The 16563-nt window shown below is 69.3% G+C and carries 13 protein-coding genes; 4 read left to right on the top strand and 9 right to left on the bottom strand.

Features of this window, described 5'->3' with window-relative positions; genetic code table 11:
* Window positions 1-113: 113 nt before the first annotated feature.
* Window positions 114-1151 carry a hypothetical protein gene (locus M4V62_RS14525; RefSeq protein ID WP_425575224.1) on the bottom strand — a complete coding sequence of 346 codons (1038 nt, stop codon included), beginning with the start codon at window positions 1149-1151 and terminating at the stop codon, window positions 114-116.
* Window positions 1139-1789 carry a hypothetical protein gene (locus M4V62_RS14520; protein WP_249587674.1) on the bottom strand — a complete coding sequence of 217 codons (651 nt, stop codon included), beginning with the start codon at window positions 1787-1789 and terminating at the stop codon, window positions 1139-1141. The genes M4V62_RS14525 and M4V62_RS14520 overlap by 13 nt, the downstream gene beginning before the upstream one ends.
* Window positions 1790-2035: 246 nt before the next feature.
* On the opposite strand from M4V62_RS14520, the gene M4V62_RS14515 reads away from it, so the two are divergent.
* A complete protein-coding gene (locus M4V62_RS14515) occupies window positions 2036-2536 on the top strand; it encodes an HIT family protein (RefSeq protein ID WP_249587673.1) in 501 nt (166 codons plus the stop codon).
* A 17-nt stretch (window positions 2537-2553) separates the two neighbouring features.
* Here the strand turns inward: M4V62_RS14515 and M4V62_RS14510 are convergent, their stop codons facing one another.
* Window positions 2554-4815 carry a serine/threonine-protein kinase gene (locus M4V62_RS14510; protein ID WP_249587672.1) on the bottom strand — a complete coding sequence of 754 codons (2262 nt, stop codon included), beginning with the start codon at window positions 4813-4815 and terminating at the stop codon, window positions 2554-2556.
* A gap of 75 nt (window positions 4816-4890) precedes the next feature.
* On the opposite strand from M4V62_RS14510, the gene aac(3) reads away from it, so the two are divergent.
* Window positions 4891-5757: an aminoglycoside 3-N-acetyltransferase gene (gene aac(3), locus M4V62_RS14505; RefSeq protein ID WP_249587671.1), complete on the top strand. Its 867-nt coding sequence runs from the start codon at window positions 4891-4893 to the stop codon at window positions 5755-5757.
* A gap of 33 nt (window positions 5758-5790) precedes the next feature.
* On the opposite strand, the gene M4V62_RS14500 is transcribed toward aac(3), so the two are convergent.
* The 5 genes from M4V62_RS14500 to M4V62_RS14480 form a co-directional block, all read right to left on the bottom strand.
* Window positions 5791-6618: a carbohydrate ABC transporter permease gene (locus M4V62_RS14500; RefSeq protein ID WP_249592834.1), complete on the bottom strand. Its 828-nt coding sequence runs from the start codon at window positions 6616-6618 to the stop codon at window positions 5791-5793.
* A gap of 36 nt (window positions 6619-6654) precedes the next feature.
* Complete coding sequence (locus M4V62_RS14495; RefSeq protein ID WP_425575223.1) at window positions 6655-7602, bottom strand: carbohydrate ABC transporter permease; 948 nt, start codon at window positions 7600-7602, stop codon at window positions 6655-6657.
* A gap of 64 nt (window positions 7603-7666) precedes the next feature.
* A complete protein-coding gene (locus M4V62_RS14490; RefSeq protein ID WP_249587670.1) occupies window positions 7667-9028 on the bottom strand; it encodes an extracellular solute-binding protein in 1362 nt (453 codons plus the stop codon).
* Window positions 9029-9245: 217 nt separating this feature from the next.
* Complete coding sequence (locus M4V62_RS14485) at window positions 9246-9932, bottom strand: response regulator (protein ID WP_249587669.1); 687 nt, start codon at window positions 9930-9932, stop codon at window positions 9246-9248.
* Window positions 9929-11608: a sensor histidine kinase gene (locus M4V62_RS14480; protein ID WP_249587668.1), complete on the bottom strand. Its 1680-nt coding sequence runs from the start codon at window positions 11606-11608 to the stop codon at window positions 9929-9931. The genes M4V62_RS14485 and M4V62_RS14480 overlap by 4 nt, the downstream gene beginning before the upstream one ends.
* Before the next feature lie 196 nt (window positions 11609-11804).
* Here M4V62_RS14480 and M4V62_RS14475 point away from each other — a divergent pair, with 196 nt between their 5' ends.
* Entirely contained in the window at window positions 11805-13217 is a 1413-nt protein-coding gene (locus tag M4V62_RS14475; protein ID WP_425575222.1) for a cation:dicarboxylate symporter family transporter, read from the top strand.
* Here M4V62_RS14475 and M4V62_RS14470 read toward each other — a convergent pair.
* On the bottom strand, window positions 13214-13852 hold the full coding sequence (locus M4V62_RS14470) for a TetR/AcrR family transcriptional regulator (RefSeq protein WP_249587667.1): 639 nt from the start codon (window positions 13850-13852) through the stop codon (window positions 13214-13216). The two genes, M4V62_RS14475 and M4V62_RS14470, sit on opposite strands and share 4 nt — an antisense overlap.
* A gap of 127 nt (window positions 13853-13979) precedes the next feature.
* Between M4V62_RS14470 and M4V62_RS14465 the strand changes: the two genes are divergently transcribed.
* Window positions 13980-15689, top strand: a complete 1710-nt coding sequence (locus M4V62_RS14465) for an MFS transporter (RefSeq protein WP_249587666.1) — start codon at window positions 13980-13982, stop codon at window positions 15687-15689.
* The last annotated feature ends 874 nt before the right edge of the window (window positions 15690-16563 follow it).

The raw sequence follows: 16563 nt of genomic DNA, 5'->3' as shown, positions 1-16563 counted from the left end.
GTACGCGGGTGCGAATTTACCGGAAGTGACCGACTGACGTCATGGGGGACCCAGCCTCGCTGTGCTTCCGGCGGGCGGCTTCCACGACCACTGCTCTCCACCGGAGATGTCGGCTATCGGTTGATCGACTGGACCTCCTCGACCACCACGTCCTGATCCGCGCCGAACTCGCCGTCAGGTAGCGGCTTTTCGCCGTTGACTCCTGTGCCGGTCCAGTGGATCTTCCAGGTGACCGTTGCCTTGAGCGGGTACGAGCCGTCGCCCGAGGAGCGGAGGTACCTCACGCCGCAGGGCGGGTCCTGCTTGGACTTGCCCTTGGCGTACGGTTCGCCGATCTTGCCGTTCTTGATGGGGCAGGCACCGGAGGCGGGGTAGGTCTCCGCGTCCTTCGTGCCCGGGTCGATCTTGAGGGAGACCGGCTCCGCGGTTGTCGTCGCCTCGATGCCGATGTCGGGGACGGACGCCGTCACCGACACCGGCTTGAACTCCGTCTCGTCCAGCCAGGCCCAGGTCGGCAGATTGACCTTCGTCTCGCCTTCAGGGGCGAGGGTCACCTCGGTGCCGGGTACGCGGATCTCGGCGTACGCGAGCTTGGAGAGCATCTCCGGAGTTATCGCTTCGGGGATGTCGGCCGGGGGCGGGTCGCCCTTGTCCACCCAGAAGGTGGGCTCGTCGCAGCCGTCCCAGCCGGGTGGGAAGCTCTTGTTGGGGAAGGACGTCCACCAGAAGCCCTTGCCCGCCTTGTCCAGGTTGAAGTTCTTGTAGGGCTCGCCGTCCACGTACCGCTTCTTCTGCTCCAAGTCCCACTGGGGGCCGGTCGATTCGGCCTGCCAGATCGGCTCGACGTACTTCTTGAACTCCGCCGGCGAGTACGTGGGTGCGTACCAGCAGGGGGGCGGGGTCCAGTTCGTGGCGGGGGTCACGGCTCCGGTCTTGGGGCCGGAGCCGTTCTTGGAGCGGTCGTAGACGATGCCGGATGCGGTGGCGGACAGTTCGTCGCCGTCCGCGTTGCCCGAGGCGTCGCTGTCAGATCCGGGATTCTGGGCGCCGCCGCCGATCTCGTTGTCAGCCGCCGCCGGGACGGCGCTGAGGAACATGCAGCCGAGGGCCGCGACGGTCAGTACTTTCAAGCGGAGTTTCACGGTTGGCACTTGGCACTCCCCCGAGTGGAATTCAATTGTGTGGTGACCCAGACGCCCGCGTCGTTCCTTTGCAGCTTGGCTGCGTAGAGAACGTAGCTGTTCTTCGTCGCGGGAGTCTTGTTGACCTTGTCCTTCTTGAGGTACTTGTCGTAGGCCTTGCTCTGGTCCTCGCAGTAGACGAGGGAGGCGAAGGCGCCATCGCCGGATACGGCCGGGTTGTAGTACCGATAGGCGCCGGTGGTGCGCGCCTTGGCGTCGACGTAGGCCTTGATGAACTTCTGCGTCTGAGCGGCGGCTTCCCCTTCGTAGTAGAAGCGGTACGCCTTGTTCGCCGGGTCCTGCTCGGCGATGGCCATGTCGACGGCCTTGATGGACTGCTCACTGTCGGCCAGGATCGCGTCATCGGCCTTCTTGCCCGTCTTCGGCCAGTCGAAGGTGTACGTCAGGTCCGCGGGCAGCTCGATCTTCGGGCGGTCCGCACTCCCCGAGTCCGATGCGCTGGGCGAAGCCGATTTCTTCGCGCCGTCCTGCTCTGCCCCGGCGATCTTGTCGTTGTCCTTGGACTCGTCGCCGCTTCCGCAGGAAGTCAGCAGCAACGCTGCGGACGCGGTGAGGGCGACCGTCGCGAGACGGAGAGGGCGGTTCACTGAGCGGCTCCTGGTGAGGGTGAGAGTTGGCGCGAGCTAAGCACGCTAGTGGGCGCTGATCGGTGGCACCAGAGAGATATCTGGTGAGTAATGGGGCGCGCGGGGCTTATCCCGGTGAATCCGGACGACGTTTTCAATCCCCCCACGGCTCGCGAACCAGAGATGCTTGGTCTGCTCAATGCCATCGACGGCGCCAACGTCGACTGCGGAGCACCGGAGCGAGTCAGAAGTGGGGAAGGAGTGCTCATGGGGATCGGGCGGCGGAAAGCCATGGACCTTGAGGGGTATATGGAGCGGGCGCGGAACGGGCCCTGTTTTGTCTGTGCGTTCCTTGCCGGGGATCCCGGCTATCCGCATCACACCATCCACGAGGACGACGATCACGTCGCCTTTCTCGATCGGTGGCCCACCCTTCCCGGCAAAGTTCTCGTCGCGCCGAAAGCCCACGTCGAGCACGTCGTCCGTGATCTGGACGCGGCGGCGTACGCGCGGCTCATGCTCTTCGTGCGGGAAGTCGCCCTCGCCGTCGAGCAGGTCTTCGACTCCGAGCGGACCTATCTCTACTCCCTCGGCAGTCAGGAGGGGAACAGCCACATCCACTGGCACATCGCCGCCCTGCCGCCCGGAGTCCCGTACGAGGAGCAGCAGTTCCACGTCCTGATGACCGAGAACGGTGTACTGGACGTGGCGCCGGACGACATGGCCGACATCGCCGCGCGGCTCCGGCGCGCCATCGCCTCGCCGTAGCCCCCGACCGGGGCGCGCTACTGCCGCGTCGCCTCGAACTCCTTGTCCACCTTGCCGACTTCGGTCCACTTGCCGTCCTCACGGCGGTCGAACCACACCGGGCGCTCGCGAGCGGAACGGCGCTTCTCGAAGGAGACCTCGTCGAGTACGCCGTTGACGGAGACACCCTGGATCTCGCGGTCCAGGGTGTGCCGCAACGAACTCGCCGAGGTGGCCGAGCCCTCGGCCGGGAGCTTCTTGAGCGCCGTCGCAAGGGCCAGGGCGCCGTCGTACAGCTCCTGGTTGCCGCGCGCCGGGAGGTTCTCGTCGGGTTCACCGGAGTAGTTGCGGGCGCGCAGGACGCCGTCGGGGACGGTCTTGTCCCTCCTCTCCGCCGTGGACCGCTCCTTCGAGTCCTCGCAGACACCCTCCGGATCGCTCTGGGTCAGCACCGGTCCCTTGAAGCCGTCGGCCCACAGCTTCTTGGCCCACACGTTGATGTCCGCGCCCGTGGGCACCACCACCGCGTCCGCCCGTGCCCTGCCGACCAATGCCGGGATCTGCGACGTCTTTATCTCGTTGGGCGACGTGTCCAGCGACTTGGTGGTCACGCCTGCCCTGCGCAGCGCGGTGCCGATGCCGTCCTCGCGGTCCGTCCAGATCTTGTCCTCGGCCACGAACACCCGGCGCGCCTTGGTCCGCGTCAGGAGGTAGTCCGCCATCGCCTCGCCCTGCCGCGCCTCGTCGGCCGGGATTGCGAACGCCCCTGCCGCATGGGCGACTTCGGAGCACGTGCTGATCTCCGGCAGGAACGCCTCGTCCGTGTCGTGCACCCAGGAGAAGTCGACGGTGTCACCGATGACGGCGAGCATCTCCGGATGCTTGGCGAGGAGCTTGCGGGACGTCGTGTCCGGATTGGCGGACACGGGGACGACGCGGAAGCGGCTGCCGCCTTTCGCGCCGAGCGTCTCGGCGAACGCGGACTCGACGGTGCGCTTCTGCTGCGTCGTGAACTGCTTGAACTCCGACTTCTCGTACGTGTCCCCGGCGCCGGTCGAGCGTTCGGCGCCGACGTGGGTGTAGCTGTGTGCGACACCGATCGTGTAAACGGCGGCCGGAGTGTCCTTGGCGTCCGACGCGGACTCGGTGTCGGGTGCGGTGAGAGAACGTATGCCCAGGACCGCCGGGATGCCGACCGCCGCCAGGACGAGGGCCGTGGTCATCAATACGCGCTTGCGTGAGCGCCGTTGGCGGCCCGGCGCGTCCAGGGGCGTGGGTTCCTTGCGGACACCCGGCGAGTGGGATGACTGGGGGCGGGCGTCCTCGACGACCAGGGAGTCCGCCGCGGGGACGGAGTCCTGTACGTCCGGCGTCGGAGTGCCGTACGCGGCACCAGCCTTTGCCCCCTCCGCCTCCTCCGCCCCTGCTGCCCCCGCCGCCAGGATCCGCTCCAGCACCTTCGCCGCGTCCGCGGGCCGGTCTGCGGGGGACTTGGCCAGGAGGTCGAGTACGAGGCGCTCCACCGGAGGCGTCACCTCGGGCCGTGCCCGCGAGGGCCTCAGCGGTGCGTCGTTGACGTGGTTGTACATGACGCCGGCCGCCGATCCGGTGAACGGCGGTCTGCCGACGAGGAGTTCGTAGAGGACGCAGCCGAGCGCGTACAGGTCGGTACGTCCGTCGCCCGCCTCCTGGCGGAACCGTTCCGGCGCCAGGTACGGCACGCTGCCGAACGGCAGTTGCCCGGTCTGCGTGAGGCGGGCGTCTCCCGCGGCGCGCTCCATGAACGTCGCGATGCCGAAGTCGACGACCTTGGCGGTGCCGTCCTGCGCGATCATCACGTTGCCGGGTTTGATGTCGCGGTGCACGACGCCCGCCGAGTGCGCCGCGTCCAGGGCGCGGCAGATGTCCGCCGCCCAGCGCAGCGCGTCCGCCACCGGTACGCGGACGCTCCCGCGCAGCACCTGGTCGAGCGAGCGCCCCTGCACCAGGGCCATCACCAGGTACGGGGTGCCGTCGTCCGTGCCGTGGTCGTGGACGGCGACGATGTACGGGCTGTCCAGCGAGGCCGCCGCGCGGGCCTCCTGCCGGAACCTGGCCAGGAGTTGGTCCTGATCGTCCCCACCCGTTGATCCCGTTGATCCCGCTGATCCCGCCGTGCCCGCCGAGCCCGTCGCCGTGAGCAGCTTGACCGCCACCTCCCGGCCCAGGCTCCGGTCACGGGCCCGCCAGACCTGCCCCATGCCCCCGGAGCCGATCGGCGCCAGCAACTCGTACCGATCGTTCAGCAACCGCCCGTGCACGGCGTTCCCCCTTCGACGCCGATGATCCTAGCCACGGCCCTCCGGCGCCCGTCCGCCCCTGGGTAGGTTCGCCTAATGGACGAAATGGCCCTGCTCAAGCGTTCCGGCGGTCCTGTCACCCGTGGTCGGCTCAGGCGTGAGCTTGTGGACCTCGGCCTGCGTGCCGGGGACACCGTGATGTTCCATACCGAGATGTCGGCGATCGGGTACGTGGCGGGCGGTCCGCCGACCGTCATCGGCGCCCTGCGCGACGTCGTCGGCGAGCGCGGCACCCTCATGGTCACCTGCGGCTGGAACGACGCCCCGCCCTACGACCTCACCGCCTGGCCGCAGGCCTGGCAGGACGCCGTGCGTGCGGAACACCCCGCGTACGACCCCGTTCTCAGCGAGGCCGACCACAACTACGGTCGGCTCCCCGAGGCCCTTCGCCGCTGGCCGGGTGCCGTACGCAGCCGTCACCCCGATGCCGGCTTCGCGGCGCTCGGCCCGGCCGCGGACGCGCTGATGGCCGACCACCCCTGGGACGATCCGCACGGCCCCGACAGCCCGCTGGGGCACCTGGTCGCCATGGGTGGGCGGGTCCTCCTGCTGGGGGCTCCGCTGGACTCCCTCACGCTGCTGCACCACGCGGAGGCGCTCGCCGATGCGCCCGGCAAGCGGTTCGTAGAGTACGAGCAGCCGATCATCGAGGAGGGGAAGCGGGTCTGGCGGCGCTTCCGCGACATCGACTCGTCGGACGGCGCCTTCGACTACTCCTCCGTGGTGCCGGAAGGACTATGGCCCTTCGAGGTCATCGCGCGGGACATGCTCGCGGCCGGGATCGGCGTCGAAGGGGTGGTCGGGGCGGCCAGGAGTCATCTCTTCGAGGCCGGGGACGTGGCGAGCTTCGGTGTCGCCTGGATCGAGGAGAAGCTGGGCGGAGGGCGGGGCGTCGAGCGGTAGTACGCGGCGTCCACCCTTTCCGCCCTGGACGGATCACCCCTTCACCGCACCCCCCAACGCGAACCCGCCCCCCAGCCGGCGCGAGATCAGAACGTACAAGAGGATCACCGGCGTCGAGTAGATGATCGAGAAGGCCGCCAACTGGCCATACACGACCGTCCCCTTGTTGCCGAAGAAGTCGTTGATGCTGACCGACGCCGGCATCTGCTCCGGGGTCAGGAGCAGCATGAACGGGACGAAGAAGTTGCCCCACATCATGACGAACGAGAAGACCGTGACCACGGCCACTCCCGGGCCCATCAGCGGCAGCACGATACGGATCAGCGACTGGAAGGACGACGCGCCGTCCGTCCATGCCGCCTCCTCGAGCTCCTTCGGGACGCCGTCCATGAAGTTCTTCATCAGCCAGATGGCGAAGGGGAGTTGGGACGCGGCGAAGAAGAAGATCGTGCCCTGCATCGTGTCGATCAGGTCGACCTGGACGAACAGCGCGTACACCGGGACCATGATCGCCGTGATCGGCAGGCTCGTCGCGAAGAGGATCGTCAGCATGAAGGGGCGGTTCAGGCGGGACTTGAAGCGGGACAGGGGGTACGCGGCGAGTGCCGCGCAGACCACCGTCAGGAGCGTGCCCCCGCCGCACAGCAGCAGGCTGTTGAGGAGGGGCGTGAAGGTGATCTCCGGGGTCAGGACCGCGTCGTAGTTGTCCAGGGTGATGCCGTCGGGGACCTTCACCTTGAGGTCGGCCTTGGTGTCGAGCGAGGACAGGATCACCCAGGCCAGCGGCAGGACGAACGCGGCGGCGACCACGAGCAGGCCCGCGTCCGCCGCGAGCCGGCGCGTCGTACGGCGTGAACGCATGGTACGGGCAGGGGAGTTGACGGTGTTCGCGGACACTCAGACCTCCGTGCGGAGCAGGCGCATATAGACGAGGGAGAAGAGTGAGCCGACGACCAGGAGCAGAAGCGCCACCGCCGTGCCGTAGCCGATCATGCTCTTCTGGAAGGCCTGTTCGTACATGAACAGAGGGAGGGTCTGGCTGCGGTTTCCCGGGCCGCCTCGCGTCATCACCCAGATCAGACCGAAGACGGAGAGGGTCTGGAGGGTGTTCAGCATCAGGTTCGTGCCGATGGACCTGCGGATCATCGGCAGCGTGATGTGCCACATGCGGCGCCAGCCGCCCGCGCCGTCCACCTCGGCCGCCTCGGTGATCTCCTTGGGGATCTCGTTCAGGGCCGCCGAGTAGACCAGCATCGAGAACGCCGTCCCCCGCCAGACGTTGGCGAACGACACCGCCAGGATCGGCAGTGTGTACATCCAGTTCTGGGACGGGAGATGGAGGAAGTCGAGGACCGCGTTGAGCGTGCCCTCGCGGCGGAAGAACGCGTACAGGAGGAAGGCCGCCACCACCTCGGGAAGCACCCACGCCGTGATCACGATCGCACCGGTGAGCGTACGGACCGGCTTGGACGCCCGCTGCATCAGGGACGCGAGGGCGAGGCCGATGGTGTTCTGCCCGATGAGCGAGGACACGACCGTGAAGACCAGGGTCAGCCAGACCGCGTTGAGGAACGCCTCGTCGCCGAAGGCCTTACGGAAGTTGTCGAACCCGACGAAGCTCGACTCCGCCTGGCCGGTGAGCTGGAGGTCGGTGAAGGCGATGTACGCGCAGTAGCCGATGGGTCCTGCCAGGAAGAGGAGCAGCAGGATCACGGCGGGCGAGACGGGCAGTGCGCGGGACAGCGCCCGGCCCGTCAGCTTGCGGCGGGACGGTGGATGAGAGGAGGACGGGCCCGGCGCTGTCTTGACGATGTCGCCGGGCCCGGCGGGGGGTGCGGTGGTCACCTCGGGGCACTCACTTCCCTTGCGTATCCCTTGCGTACGGACGACAACTACCGCGCGCCGGCGGTCACTTCTCGACGACCTCGCCGTCCGTCGCCGCCTTGACCTCGTCGTCGTATCCGCTCGCCGCGTCCTCCACGGAGGCGTCACCCGTCGTGACCTTCTCCATGGCCTCCTGCACCGCGGTGGAGACCTTCGGGTACGCCGGGTACGCCGGGCGGTAGTGGGTCGAGGGCACCAGGTCGGTGAAGAACTTCAGGCCGGGCTGCGCCTTGAGGTACGCGGGGTCGGCGGCGACGTCCTTGCGGACCGCGATGCCCGAGTTGGCCACGTACCACTTCTGGGCGTTGGCCTTGGTCTGCATCTGCTCGATGAACTTGAAGGCCAGGTCGGGGTTGGACGCCTTGGTCGGGATGGCCCAGGTCCAGCCGCCGGACATGCTCACCTTGCCGGGAGCCTCGCCGTTCTGGGTGGGCATGTGGGCGAGGCCCAGCTTCTTCGACCACTCGGGCCACTCGTGACCCGCGCCCTTGCCCCAGTCCTGCGGCAGCCAGGAGCCGTCGAGGTTGATGCCGAGCTTGTCCTCGGGCAGGAGCTCGCCGCGCACCCGGGTGGCGAAGTTCGGGTCGAGGGCGTCGGTGACGTCAGGGCCGAGCTTCTCCTTGTAGACCGTCTCGACGAACTTCAGGGAGTCCTTGAAACCCTGGCTTCCCGTGACCCACTTCTTCGACTTCGGGTCGTACATCGGGTCCTGGCCCGTGCCGTACAGGAGCATCTCCATGCCCTGCATGGTGGCGGCCTCGCCCGCGGGCTTGCCGGTGTAGACGTTCAGGGGTGTGACGCCCGGGACCTTCTTCTTGATGGTCCGCGCGGTCTCGAGGATGTCGTCCCACGACTTGGGCTGCCAGTCCGCCGGCAGACCGGCCTTCTTGAAGATGCCCTTGCTGAACCAGAGACCGCGGGTGTCGGTGCCGTCCGGCACGCCGTACGTCTTGCCGTCCGCCGCCTTCGCCGCCGACTTGGACGTGCCGATGAACTGGTTCCAGTCCTCCCACTTGTCCAGGTACGGGTCGAGGGGCTTCAAGTACCCGCTGGTGATGTCCGAGTTGATGAGGAAGGTGTCCTCGTAGACCAGGTCGGGCGCGGTCTTCGGGGAGCGCATCATCTGCTGGAGCTTGGTGTAGTACTCGGAGTCCGGCGCCTTGATCGGCACCAGTTTCACCTTCTTGCCGGGGTTCGCCTTCTCGAACTGCTTCTTGATGTCCGCCAGATAGGTGTCCATGACCTTGACCTGGTTGTCCGTGGACTGTTTGAAGGAGACCTTCACGGTGTCCGGATCGTCGCCGGAGTCCCCGCCGCACGCGGTGAGGGTGCCGGCGGCGACCAGGGCGGTGGCGAGGAGCAGAGGGGTGGTGGGACGCACGGGCACGACCTCCTACTGGCCGACGCGGCTGGGTTACCACGCAGGGCGCAACGCGGGGCTGCCCGGTGAACGTAAGGGCGGGCTCGGAGCAAGGTCAATGCTCGTGCATCGCCGCTTGTCATCAACGTGACAACGTTGTTATGGGAGGCCGCATCGGGCGTTAATCGGCGTACGCGGGTGGGGACTTGGGGCGCCAGGTGGCGTCGGGTGGCGCCAGGTCGCGTCAGGTGCCCGACGTCAGCCAGCGGTAGGCGTACTCGGGGCGGCCGACCTGGCCGTACTGCGGGGTGCGGGCGGCGCGGCCCGTGGTGACCAGGTGTTCCAGGTAGCGGCGCGCGGTGATGCGGGAGATCCCCACGGTCTCGGCGGCGACCGCGGCGGTGACGCCCTCGGGGGGTGCGTCGCGCAGGGTGCGGGTCACCCTCTCCAGGGTGGGGCCGCTGAGCCCTTTGGGCAGGGCGGCGGGGCTGGGCGCACGCAGGGTGGCCAGGGCGCGGTCCACCTCGTCCTGACCGGTGGCCTCGCCCGCGGCGGTGCGGAACTCGGCATAGCGGGTGAGGCGGTCGCGCAGGGTGGCGAAGGTGAAGGGCTTCAGTACGTACTGGACCACGCCGAGGGAGACACCCTCGCGTACGACCGCGAGATCGCGGGCCGATGTGACGGCGATGACGTCCGCGCGGTGGCCCGCGGCGCGCAGGGTGCGGGCCAGCTGGAGGCCGTGGCCGTCGGGCAGGTGGAGGTCGAGGAGGAGCAGGTCCACCTCGGTCCGGTCCAGGGCGCGTTTCGCCTCGGCGGCGCTGTGCGCCTTGCCCACGGCGTGGAAGCCGGGGATGCGGTTCACGTAGAGGACGTGGGCGTCCGCGGCGACGGGGTCGTCCTCGACGACCAGGACCCGGATCGGCTCTGTCACTTGGTGCCTCCGTCTGCTGCGTCCGGCGCACGGGACGCCTCGTCATCGGCACCCGGCACCGGGGAGTGCGCCCGGCGGCCCGCGCCGACGGCGGCCGTCCACAGGTGGACCTCGAACTCCGCGCCGCCCCCCGGCGCCTCCCGCACCGCGAGTGTCCCCTCGTGCTTGGTCACCGTCTGGTGGACCAGGGCCAGGCCGAGCCCCCGGCCCGCCGTGGCCTTGGTCGACCAGCCGCGTTCGAAGACCGCCTCGGTGTGGGCCGGGTCGACCCCGGGGCCGGTGTCCGACACTCGCAGCGTAAGGCCCGCCTCGTCGGCCCGCGCCGTCACCGTCACACGGGCCGCCGGTGAGCCCTGGGCCGCGTCCACCGCGTTGTCGATCAGGTTGCCGAGGACGGTCACGAGGTCGCGCGCGGGCAGGTCCGCGGGCAGCATGCCGTCGTCGATGCTGCTGTCGGGGGAGACGACGAGCTCCACGCCGTGCTCGTTGGCCTGGGCCGCCTTGCCCAGGAGCAGGGCCGCGAGGACCGGCTCGCTCACCGCGGCGACCACCTGGTCCGTCAGCGTCTGCGCCAGTTCCAGCTCGGCCGTGGCGAAGTCGACCGCCTCGTCGGCGCGGCCCAGCTCGATGAGGGACACCACCGTGTGGAGCCGGTTCGCCGCCTCGTGGGCCTGCGAGCGCAGCGCCCGCGTGAAACCGCGCTCCGAGTCCAACTCACCGGTCAGGGCCTGGAGTTCGGTGTGGTCGCGCAGGGTCACCACCGTGCCCCTGCGCTCACCGCTCGACACGGGGGACGTGTTGACGACGACCACGCGGTCCGCCGTCAGGTGCAGCTCGTCCACCCGCGGCTCGGCAGCGAGCAGCGCGCCGGTCAGCGGCGCGGGCAGTCCGAGCTCGGCGACGTTCCGGCCGACCAGGTCGCCCGATACGCCGAGCAGCTCGCGCCCTCCGTCGTTGATGAGGGCGATCCTGCGCTGTCCGTCCAGCATCAGGAGTCCCTCACGCACCGCGTGCAGCGCCGCCTCGTGGTAGTCGTGCATGCGGCTCAGCTCGGCGGCGTTCATGCCGTGGGTGTGGCGGCGCAGGCGGGCGTTGATGACGTACGTACCGAGTCCGCCGAGCGCGAGCGCCCCGGCCGCGACCCCGAGCAGGGCGAGGAGCTGGCCGCGCGCCTTCTGGCTGATCTCCTCGATGGTGATGCCCGCGCTGACCAGACCCGTGATGCGGTCACCGTCCCTGATGGGGGTGACCACGCGCACGGAGGGGCCGAGCGTTCCCGTGTACGTCTCGGTGAAGGTCTGGCCCCGCAGGGCGTCCGCCCGGTGGCCCAGGAAGCGCTCGCCGATCTGGTCCTCGTCGGGGTGCGTCCAGCGGATGCCGTCCGGGTCCATGATCGTCACGAAGTCGACCCCGGTGTGCAGGCGTACGTCCGTCGCGTACGGCTGGAGGGTCTTCGTCGGATTCTCGCCACGGGCGGCCTCGCGCACCGAGGGAGAGTCCGCCACCGCCCGCGCCGCGGCCGTCGCCTGGCGGCGCGCGCCCTCCTCGGCCTGCTGCCGGTCGCTCAGGAACGTGAAGAGCGCACATCCGGCCACCACGACGGTGACCAGCACGATCTGCATCGCGAAGAGCTGCCCGGCGAGGCTGCGCGGGCGGGGTGGACGGGCGAGGGACATGCTGCCAGTCTGCCTGGCCGTATAAGTGCGAACTAAATGAACGCAAGGGTGACCGCCCTCACAGGGCGAGAGATAGTCACCCGAGATTCGCCTGCCCAGGACGTGAGCCGCACGAGACGCACGCACGGGCCGAACCAGGACGTGAGCCGCACGCACTGGCCGAAAACGCCGACGTAGTCGTTCAAGGAGGGCCCTCGTGGCCGACACCACCGACAGCCAGGTGGCAAAGGCGCCCGCAGCCAAGCGGGACCGCACCCACTATCTGTACATCGCCGTCATCATCGCCGTCGTCCTCGGTATCGGTGTCGGCCTGCTCTTCCCCGACTTCGCCAAGGAGCTCAAGCCGGTCGGCACCGGCTTCGTGAACCTGATCAAGATGATGATCTCGCCCATCATCTTCTGCACGATCGTCCTCGGCGTCGGCTCGGTCCGTAAGGCCGCCAAGGTCGGCAAGGTCGGCGGCCTCGCACTGGCGTACTTCGTCGCGATGTCCGTCGTCGCGCTCGCCATCGGCCTGATCGTCGGCAACATCCTGCACCCGGGCTCCGGCATGGACATCTCCGACTCCGAGAAGGGCGCGGGCCACGACGCGGCCGAAGAGGCGAACAAGGGTCTCGTCGACTTCGCGCTCGGCATCATCCCGAAGACGCTCGTCTCCGCCTTCACCGAGGGCGAGGTGTTGCAGACGCTGCTCGTCGCGCTGCTCGTGGGCTTCGCGCTGCAGGCCATGGGCCGCTCCGGGGAGCCGATCCTGCGCGGCATCGGGCACATCCAGCGGCTGGTCTTCCGCGTGCTCGGCATGATCATGTGGGCCGCCCCGGTCGGCGCGTTCGGCGCGATGGCGGCGGTGGTCGGCGAGACCGGCACGGACGCCCTGAAGGCGCTTGCCACGATCATGATCGGGTTCTACGTCACCTGTGCGCTGTTCATCCTGATCGTGCTCGGCACGCTGCTGCGCCTGGTGACCGGCGTCAACCTCTTCAAGCTCCTGAAATACCTGGGCCGCGAGTTCCTGCTCATCCTCTCCACCTCCTCGTCCGAGTCCGCGCTGCCGCGGCTCATCGCGAAGATGGAGCACCTGGGCGTCAGCCGCCCGGTCGTCGGCATCACCGTCCCGACGGGCTACTCCTTCAACCTCGACGGCACGATGATCTACCTGACCATGTCGTCGCTCTTCATCGCCGAGGCGATGGACCAGCCGCTCGGCATCGGTGAGCAGATCTCCCTGCTCCTGTTCATGATGATCGCGTCCAAGGGCGCGGCCGGCGTCTCGGGCTCCGGCATCGCGGTCCTGGCCAGTGGCCTGCAGTCGCACAAGCCGGGCCTGGTGGACGGCGTCGGCCTGATCATCGGCGTCGACCGCTTCATGAGCGAGGCCCGCGCCCTGACCAACTTCGCGGGCAACGCGGTGGCGACGCTCCTGATCGGTACGTGGACCAAGGAGGTCGACCGGGAGCGGGTCGAGCTCGTGCTGGCCGGGAAGCTGCCGTTCGACGAGCGGACGCTGCTCGACGACAGCGCTCCCGAGCCCGACGACGCGGGCCGGGAGACGGTGGACGCCATCCCGCCGCAGCCGGAGGGCGCCGAGAAGAAGTCCCTGACGGCTTAGCCGTCGCTGGTCGCGGCCCTTCGGTCGGCGACCCTGGTCACCACCTCGGTGGCCTTGGAGGCGGGCAGGCCCGCCGCGGTCAGAATCGTGATCGCGGTGGACCTGCCCGCCTTTTCCGCTGGTACGACACCGTCGTTGACGGCCTCCATCACGGCGAACAGGATCCCTTCGAGTACGTAGCCGAGCGCCCGCGTCGGCAGCGGCGACACGAACGTGCCGCCGTCCAGGCCGCGTTGGAACGTCTCCAGGCCGGACTCGTGGACGCGGCCGAGCCGTTCGCGGATGCCGCCCATCGTGACGCTCCGATGGGAGAGCGAGAGCAGCAGGCGGTAGCGGTCGGCGACGTCCCAGACGGCGAGCAGTGAACCGGCCACCGCCTCCGCGGGGTCGTCGATGCCCTCGCGACCCGCGCTGTGCGCGCTCTCCACCGCCTCGACGGCCCGCTCCACGATCGCCTCGATCAGCGCGTCACGGCTGGGGAAGTGCCCGTACACCGTCCGGCGCACCACGCCCGCGGCGCGCGCGATCTGGTCCATGGACGCGTCGGGGTCGCGCAGCAGCTCGGCGACGGCGACGTCGAGGATGCGGCGGCGGTTGGCGTCGGCTCTGACGCTGCTCGCGGGGCGGGGATTCATGGCCCCATTCTGCCCACTCGCGCGGGCCCCCGCTCACCCACTTGCACATCACTGTGCAACATCGGGTATCTTGCACATCAGTGTGTAGTTACACAAGCTTGTGCAATACGGGATGGGTGAAATCCAGATGCCTCTGCTGATCAACGAACCGGTCGAACGGATGGACCGGCCGTACGCCCGCCGCTGGTGGGCCCTGGGTGTGCTCTGCCTGAGCCTCCTCATCGCCGTGATGGCGAACACCGCGCTGACCGTGGCCGCGCCCGACATGACCATGGACCTCGGCCTGTCCAGCTCCGACCTGCAGTGGGTCATCGACGCCTACACCGTCCCGTACGCCGCGCTGATGCTGCTGCTCGGCGCGATCGGCGACAAGTACAGCCGCAGGGGCGCGCTGGTGCTCGGCCTGGTGATCATGTCCGCCGGTGCCGGAGCGGGCGCGATGGTGGACAGCTCGACGGCGGTCATCGTGGTCCGCGCCGTGATGGGCGTGGGCGCGGCGCTGATCATGCCCGCGACGCTTTCACTCCTCGCGGCGACCTTCCCGCGTGCCGAGCGGGCCAAGGCGATCACCATCTGGGCGGCCACGTCCGGCATCGCGATCGCGGCGGGCCCGCTGATCGCGGGCGCGCTGCTTCGCGACAACGGCTGGCACTCGACGTTCCTGATCAACATCCCGGTGGCGGTGCTCGCGATCATCGGCGCGTTCGTCCTCGTGCCGCCCTCCAAGGCGGCGCAGCACGGCCGGATCGACTACGTGGGCGGTCTGCTCTCGGTCGTCTGGGTGGGCTCCCTGATCTTCATGATCATCGATGGCCCGCACTTCGGATGGGGCGTGCGCGCCATCTCCGCCGCGGTGGTGGCGGGCCTCGGCCTGATCGCCTTCGTGGTCTGGGAGTTGAAGCACCCGCGCCCGGTCCTCGACGTACGCAAGTTCACGCAGCGCGGCTTCGCGGGCTCGAACCTGGCCGTGGCGCTCTTCTTCCTCGCGGTGTTCGGCGCCTTCTACTACCTGACGCAGCACCTCCAGTTCGTCCTCGACTACGACCCGCTTGAGACCGGCATCCGCATGCTGCCGCTGGCCGGTGCGGTGTTCGTGGGCTCGGCGGTCACCGGGATCCTCGCGCCGCGCATCGGCGGCAAGATCATGGTGGTGGCGGGCATGGTCGGCGGCACGGTGGCCCTTGCCCTCCTGACACAGATCGAGGCGGGCTCCACGTACGGGGACTTCGTGGCACCGTTGATCATCCTTGGCATGTCCCTGGGCTTCGCGGTCTCGCCCTGCACGGACGCCATCATGGGCGCGTTCCCCGAGTCGGAGCTCGGCGTGGGCGGCGCGGTGAACGACACCTCGCTGGAGCTGGGCGGTTCGCTGGGGATCGCGGTCCTCGGCTCGGTCCTCGCGGGTTCGTACTCGTCGAAGCTGGCCGATGAGACGTCGGGCAGCAAGCTGCCCGCCTCCGCGCTCGACACGGCCCAGGACTCGGTGGGCGCGGGCAACGGTGTGGCCCAGGGCATCGCCGAGCAGGCACGCGAACTCACGGAGAAGGCGGCGAAGGCTTCATCGCCCCAGGAGGCGGCGCAGCTGAAGGCGCAGGCGCAGGAACTGGCCGGGGGCGCGCACCAGATGGCGGATGCGGTGGGCTCGGCGTTCTCTGGCGCGGTGGCCCACACGAGCCTGATCGGCGCGGTGATCCTCGGGGTGGGGACGATCGTGGTGGCGGTACTGCTGCCGCGGGCCGGGGCGCGCAAGGGGGCTGGGGTGGTCGTTGCTTCGGGGGCGGCGAGTGAGGGGGTTCGGGCTGAGGGAGAGTCTGAGTACGTGGATGGGGGCCGCTGACAGGTGAGTTCGGGGGGGGCAGGGTGTGCCGGGGCGGGGGCGTTGCTGGGCCGGTGGCTTTGACTTGTTGCCGGGGCCGCCCGGTTGTCCTGAGGTTGGCGGTTCCGGGCCGGGAGTCAAGGGCGCTCCGCTGCGCTGCGCGTCGGCTGCGCCGATTCCGCTTCGCTCCACCCTTGACACCCGTCCCTCCACCGCGCGAAGCGATATGACCGGGCGGCCACGGGGTGGGACTCTCGACCACTCCCGTCGAATCAGGGGGTCTCGCTGCCGGGTGCGGCCCGGCTCATTGCGCGTGACCCCCAGGGGGAGAAGGGCGGGCGCCCGGTCCGCGATCGCTTCGGTGGGGGGTGCCGGTCTCGTCAAGCGACCGTCGGCCGGTTCTTCCGGCGTGACCGTCACGGGGAGAAGGGGCGGGCGCCGGGTCCGCAGCCGGCTTGGGGAAGGGTGCCGGTTTCGTCAAGCGGCTGCGGGCTGGTTCTTCCGGCGTGGCCGTTACGCGGAGGAGGGGCGGACGCCCGGTTCGCAGCCGCTTCGGGGGTGGGTGCCGGTCTCGTCAAGTGGCCATCGACCGGATCTCCTGGGGTGGCCGTCACGCGGAGGGGGCGGGCGCCGGGTCCGCATCCGCTTCGGGGGTGGGTGCCGGTTTCGTCAAGCGGCTGCGGGCTGGTTCTTCCGGCGTGGCCGTTACGCGGAGGAGGGGCGGACGCCCGGTTCGCAGCCGCTTCGGGGGTGGGCGCCGGTCTCGTCAAGCGGCCATCGACCGGATCTCCTGGGGTGGCCGTCACGCGGAGGAGGGGCGGACGCCCGGTTCGCAGCCGCTTCGGGGGTGGGTGCCGGTCTCGTCAAGCGGCCATCGACCGGATCTCCTGGGGTG

The organism is Streptomyces durmitorensis, from assembly GCF_023498005.1.
Lineage (GTDB): Bacteria > Actinomycetota > Actinomycetes > Streptomycetales > Streptomycetaceae > Streptomyces > Streptomyces durmitorensis.
Note: the sequence above shows the minus strand (reverse complement) of the source record. Positions and strands in the feature narration are given on the sequence as shown.